This window comes from Nocardiopsis sp. TNDT3 (genome assembly GCF_003427465.1).
Taxonomy (GTDB): domain Bacteria; phylum Actinomycetota; class Actinomycetes; order Streptosporangiales; family Streptosporangiaceae; genus Nocardiopsis; species Nocardiopsis dassonvillei.
The window spans coordinates 1-5,238 of sequence record NZ_QPFC01000174.1 but is presented as its reverse complement, the minus strand read 5'-3'; the positions used below and the strand labels follow the sequence as shown (position 1 = coordinate 5,238).

Annotated in this window: 5 protein-coding genes; 4 read left to right on the top strand and 1 reads right to left on the bottom strand. The window is 73.4% G+C overall.

Translation table 11 applies throughout. The annotated features are described in order from the left end of the window. Window positions 1-835: CU044_5270 family protein (locus DQW06_RS04810; RefSeq protein ID WP_117198029.1), on the top strand; the 835-nt coding region annotated here is incomplete at its 5' end. A 162-nt stretch (window positions 836-997) separates the two neighbouring features. Here the strand turns inward: DQW06_RS04810 and dapF are convergent. Next, a complete protein-coding gene (dapF, locus tag DQW06_RS04805; protein ID WP_081461694.1) occupies window positions 998-1,822 on the bottom strand; it encodes a diaminopimelate epimerase in 825 nt (274 codons plus the stop codon). 74 nt (window positions 1,823-1,896) lie between these two features. Between dapF and miaA the strand changes: the two genes are divergently transcribed. The 3 genes from miaA to DQW06_RS04790 all read left to right on the top strand — a co-directional run bounded on the left by miaA (window position 1,897) and on the right by DQW06_RS04790 (window position 5,180). Beyond that, window positions 1,897-2,889 carry a tRNA (adenosine(37)-N6)-dimethylallyltransferase MiaA gene (gene miaA, locus DQW06_RS04800; RefSeq protein ID WP_117198028.1) on the top strand — a complete coding sequence of 331 codons (993 nt, stop codon included), beginning with the start codon at window positions 1,897-1,899 and terminating at the stop codon, window positions 2,887-2,889. 222 nt (window positions 2,890-3,111) lie between these two features. Continuing rightward, complete coding sequence (locus tag DQW06_RS04795; RefSeq protein WP_041552301.1) at window positions 3,112-3,897, top strand: helix-turn-helix domain-containing protein; 786 nt, start codon at window positions 3,112-3,114, stop codon at window positions 3,895-3,897. A 17-nt stretch (window positions 3,898-3,914) separates the two neighbouring features. Then, window positions 3,915-5,180 carry a cytochrome P450 gene (locus tag DQW06_RS04790; protein WP_117198027.1) on the top strand — a complete coding sequence of 422 codons (1,266 nt, stop codon included), beginning with the start codon at window positions 3,915-3,917 and terminating at the stop codon, window positions 5,178-5,180. Window positions 5,181-5,238: the final 58 nt, after the last annotated feature.

The window sequence follows — 5,238 nt, the reverse complement described above, 5'->3', positions numbered from 1 at the left end:
AGCCTACGCCGCGCCGCCCACCCCCCTGGAGGTGGTCGGCTCCGCCCCCGAGCCCGGTGAGCAGCGGCTGCTCGCCCTGGCCGAGACCGCCCGCAACGGCGGTGACGCCCCGGGCGAGGGCGACGTCGCCTACGTCTCCTCCTCCGGTGTGGAACTGCTCGCCGTCACCAGCTACACCGGTGAGGAGCCCAGCGACGAGGACCTGCACAGCGCGGGGTTCATCCCCTACCAGTGGCAGCACTGGCAGGACCCCGAGGGCGACACCCGCGCGGTCAGCACCCCGGGCGCGGCCGAGGACACCGCCGGCGACGCGGAGGAGCACCGGGAGTTTCTCGACCGGCAGGCCGAGGACGTGGAGGAGAGGCTGGATCCGGTCCTGCTGTTCCCCGAGGAGCTGCCCACCGGGGCCGGGGCCATGGCCGACGTCCTCGTCGCCTGGAGCGGGGAGGCCCCCGCGACCGACGCCGCCCTCGTCAACGCCCTGAACAACCTCTACGACCACCGCCCCCTGGACGGGGCCGAGGAGGCGGCCCTCATGGGGGTCCTGGCCGGGCTTCCCGGCGTCGAGTACGCGGGGGGCACGCGCGACCCCCTGGCCCGTGAGGGAGAACTCTTCCAGGTGCGGGTCGCGGAGCCCGACCAGGTGACGCGCTACCGCTACCTCTTCGCCCCCGACACCGGGGACCTGCTCTACCGTGACGCCACCGTGCTGGAGGAGGAGGGCGGTGAGGGCTCCCTGGCCCAGCACGGACTGGAACTGCCGGTGACCACGTCCTACCGGTCCTTCGTCTGGTCCGGCTGGGTGGAGGAGGTCGGCGCGCGCCCCGGAAGCTGAGGCGGGACGCCCGGCAGACCCCCGCCGGGAGCCCGGACCGGCGCTCCGCCCCCCGGGGCGGGGAAGCCGGTCCGGGCGGCCCGGTGCGCGTGGCCGGGGGCGTCGCGCGAACCCCGGCAGGGCGCCGGCCCGCCCCGCGCCGACGCGCGGGCCGGCGCGGGGTCAGATCAGGTTCGTCTCGCCCTCGGCCACGATGACGGCCGGGCCGCTCAGCCTCGCGCCGTCCGCGTCCAGGAAGACGGTGCACTCGCCCCCCGGGACCCGCACCCTCCAGGTCGCGCCCTCCCCGCGGGGCGTGGCTGCGGCAGCGGCGGCGACGATCCCGGTCCCGCAGGAGCGGGTCTCCCCGGAACCGCGCTCGTACACGCGCATCTCCAGCACACCCGGAGCCACCTCGCGGTACACCTCCACGTTCGCCCCGGCGGGGAAGGCCTCCACGTCCAGCACCGGCAGCTCGCCCAGGTCCACCTCGGCGACCGGCACGGTCACCTCGCAGGCCAGGTGCGGGTTGCCCACGGAGATCTGCTCACCGTGCACCACCTGCCGGGCGAGCTTGGCGGAGGAGGTCCCCTGCATCTCCACCCGGCCCATGTCTATGGTGATGCCGCCGTCGGCCTCCACCTGGACCTCCTTGGCTCCGTCACGGGTGCCCACCTCGAAGCGGTCGCCCTCGACGAGCCCGGCGTGCAGCAGGTAGCGGGCGAAGACCCGCACACCGTTGCCGCACATCTCGGCGACGCTCCCGTCGGCGTTGCGGTAGTCCATGAACCACTCGGAGCGCTCGGCCGTGCGGGCGGCCGGGGCGAGGGCCTCGCCGAGGGCGCGCGTGCGCACCACCCGCAGGACGCCGTCCGCGCCGATCCCGGCCCGGCGGTCGCACAGCAGGCGGACGGCCTCCTCCGTGAGGTCGAGCTCCCCGTCGGGGTCGGGGAGGATCACGAAGTCGTTCTCTGTTCCGTGGCCCTTGGCGAATCGCATGCCGACCATCCTAGGCGCGCACGACCACCTCCCCCGTCCCGCTCCGCGGTCGGGCCGGGCCCGGGGCTGACTACGCTGGAGGGATGATCAAGGTGATCGCGGTCGTCGGCCCGACCGCTGTGGGCAAGTCGGACCTGGCCGTCGAGGTGGCCCTGCGGCTGGAGGAGCGCACGGGACGCCGGGGCGAGGTGATCAACGCCGACTCCATGCAGCTCTACCGCGGCATGGACATCGGCACCGCCAAGCTCACCGACGCCGAGAGACGCGGGGTGCCCCACCACCTGCTCGACGTGTGGGAGGTCAGCGAGCCCGCGGACGTGGCCAGCTACCAGGACATGGCCCGCGACCGCGTCGAGCAGTGCGCCGACCGCGACGTCCTTCCCGTCCTGGTCGGCGGTTCGGGTCTGTACGTGCGCTCGGTCCTGGACCACCTGAACTTCCCCGGCACCGACCCCGCGGTCCGCTCGCGCCTGGAGGCGGAGCTCGGCGACGTCGGCCCGGGCGTCCTGCACGCCCGTCTGGCCGAGGCCGACCCCGCGGCGGCCCGTGCCATCCTGCCGGGCAACGGGCGGCGGATCGTGCGCGCCCTGGAGGTCATCGAGCTGACCGGGGAGCCGTTCACCGCGAACCTGCCCGACCACACCTCCTTCTACCCGTGCACGCAGATCGGCCTGACCGCTCCGCGCGCCGAGCTGGACGAGCGCATCGGCACCCGTGTGGACCGCATGTGGGAGCAGGGCCTGCTGGAGGAGGTCCGCGAGCTGGACAAGCTCGGGCTGCGCGAGGGCCGGACCGCCTCGCGCGCACTCGGTTACGCGCAGGCGCTCGCCCAGCTGGACGGCGCCCTGTCCGAGGAGGAGGCCAAGGCCGACACCGCCCAGGCCACCCGCCGGTTCGCCCGCCGCCAGGAGTCGTGGTTCCGGCGCGACCCGCGGGTGCGCTGGCTCCCCTACGACTCCCCCGACCTGGTGGAACGCGCTCTGGCCCAGGTGGAGCGGGCGCTGTCGGGAACCTCGGAGGAGCCGGGCGAGGCGCTGGTGGACGTGTCGACCTGGGTGCCCCGCTCCGCGCGCTGACCCCGCGGCGGATCCGCCTCCGCCGCACACCCGCCCACACGTGACGGCCGGGCCCGCGAAGGGCCCGGCCGTCCGTCTGCCACGGCCCGCTCCCGCTTTCCCTCCCGAAAACCCTTGCCCCGGCCCGCCCGGTGATCTACTTTGACTGTGTGACCAGATTTCAAAATTGGTCACACAGTCAGGGGAAGGGAGGTGGAGATATGGTCATCGGCGTCAACACGCGTGGTCAGCGACACCTCGCACGCCCTCGACTCGCAGGAGTACACCGTGGCCCCATCCACATCCCCGACCGCCAGCGAGCGCGAACTGCGCGCCGACCGCATCCTGGACGCGGCGGAGGAGCTGATGGTCGCCTGGGGGCACCGCAAGATCACCATCGAGGACGTCGCCCGGCGGGCCAAGATCGGCAAGGGGACCGTCTACCTGCACTTCTCCACCAAGGAGGCGCTTCTCCTCACGGTGGTCATGCGGGCGCAGCTCGGCGTGCTGCGCCGGATCCTGGACTCCATGCACGCCTCACCCGAGAACGTCCGACCCAGCGAGGTCGCCCGCGCCCTCTACCTGTTCCACCTGGACTCGCCGACCATCCGCGCGCTGTTCTCCAACGGCACGGAGTCCCTGGGCAACCTCTCCCGGAACGCGGCCTCCCTGGTCGGCGACACCGTCCGGGAGCGGCAGAGGGCGCTGCGGACCTATTGGGACATCCTGCGCGAACACGGCCTACTGAACGCCGACCGCGCCCCCGACGAGCAGCTGTACGCCTACAACTCCCTGGTCATGGGCCACCTGGTCACACCCCCGGTGCTGGAGAGCCAGGGCATGCACGTGCCCGACCACGGCACGCGCGCCGAGCTCATGGCCCGGAGCATCCGACTGCTCCTGGAACAGGACGCCTCCCCGGAGGACACCCGCCGGGCCCGGGACAGGGCCCTGGCGCTCTTCTCCGCGCTGGACGAGCGCCTGCACGAGGAGATCACCCGGCAGAAACAGACGACACGCTCCACCTGAGCCCCAGAGGAGGGCCCATGACAGCCGCGACCCCGTCCGACGAACTGATCGACCTGCGCTCCCCCGAGTTCACCGCCGACCCCCACTCCGTGATCGACCGGGTCCGGGCCGCGGGCGGCTCGGCGCCGGCCCTGTTCGTGGACACCCAGAAGGCCGTCCTCTTCGTCGACGACGAGGACGTGCGGACCATCCTCAGTGACCGGCGCTTCGTGCTGGACCCCGCGAACGTGTCGGGCGGGCGGGCCCAGGCCACCCGCTCCGACGCGCTCAGGGGACTGGGCATCCGCCCCGACCTGATCACCTACCTGACCGAGTCCCTCCTGGACAAGGACGGCGGCGACCACACGCGGCTGCGCAAGCTGGTCTCGCGCACCTTCACCGTGCGCCGGGTCAACGAGCTGCGGCCCGCGGTCCAGCGCATCACCGACGACCTGCTCGCGCGGCTGTCCGACCTCGCCGACGGGGACGGGGTCGTGGACCTCATGCCGCACTTCTCCTACCCGCTGCCGATCGCGGTCATCTGCGACCTGGTCGGCGTTCCGGAGGAGGACCGCGGGATCTGGCGGGCGTGGAGCGACCAGCTGTCCAGGTTCGACCCCACCAGGCCCGAGCTGATGAACGACACGCTCGGCGAGATGATCGGCCACATCGAGGGGATGCTCGCCGAGCGCCGGGCCCGGCCGAGCGAGGACCTGCTCGGCGCCCTGGTCAAGGCGCGCGACGAGGACGGCGGGCGCTTGAGCGAGAGCGAGCTGATCACCCTGGTGTTCACCCTCGTCATCGCCGGGCACGAGACCACCGCGCACCTGCTGGGCAACGGGGTGCGGGCCCTGCTCGACCACCCGGTCCAGTGGGAGATCCTGCGGCACGACCCCGGGCTGCTGCCCTCCGCCGTACACGAGATGCTCCGCTACGGGGGCACCGCCGTGATCTCCAAGGCGAGGTACGCGGCCGAGGACGTCGAACTCAGGTGCGGCCGCCTGGCCGCGGGCGAGCGGGCGATCGCGGTCCTGGCGGGCGCTAACCGCGACCCGAGGGTCCACCCGGACCCGCACCGGTTCGACATCACCCGCCACCAGGGCAGCCCCGGCGAGGCGCACGTGGGGTTCGGCCACGGCATCCACTACTGCCTGGGCGCGGCCCTGGCCCGCCAGGAGGGCGAGGTGGCGGTCGGTTCCCTGCTGACCGCCTACCCCGGCCTGTCCCTGGCCTCCGGTCGTGAGCCCCTGCCCGGGAGGGTTCCGGGCGCGATGCGGTTGGACAGCCTGCCGGTCCGGCTCTGAGGCCGCGCCCGCACGGCCGTCCCGTCCCGGTCCGCGCGGATCCGCCGCCGGCGGGATC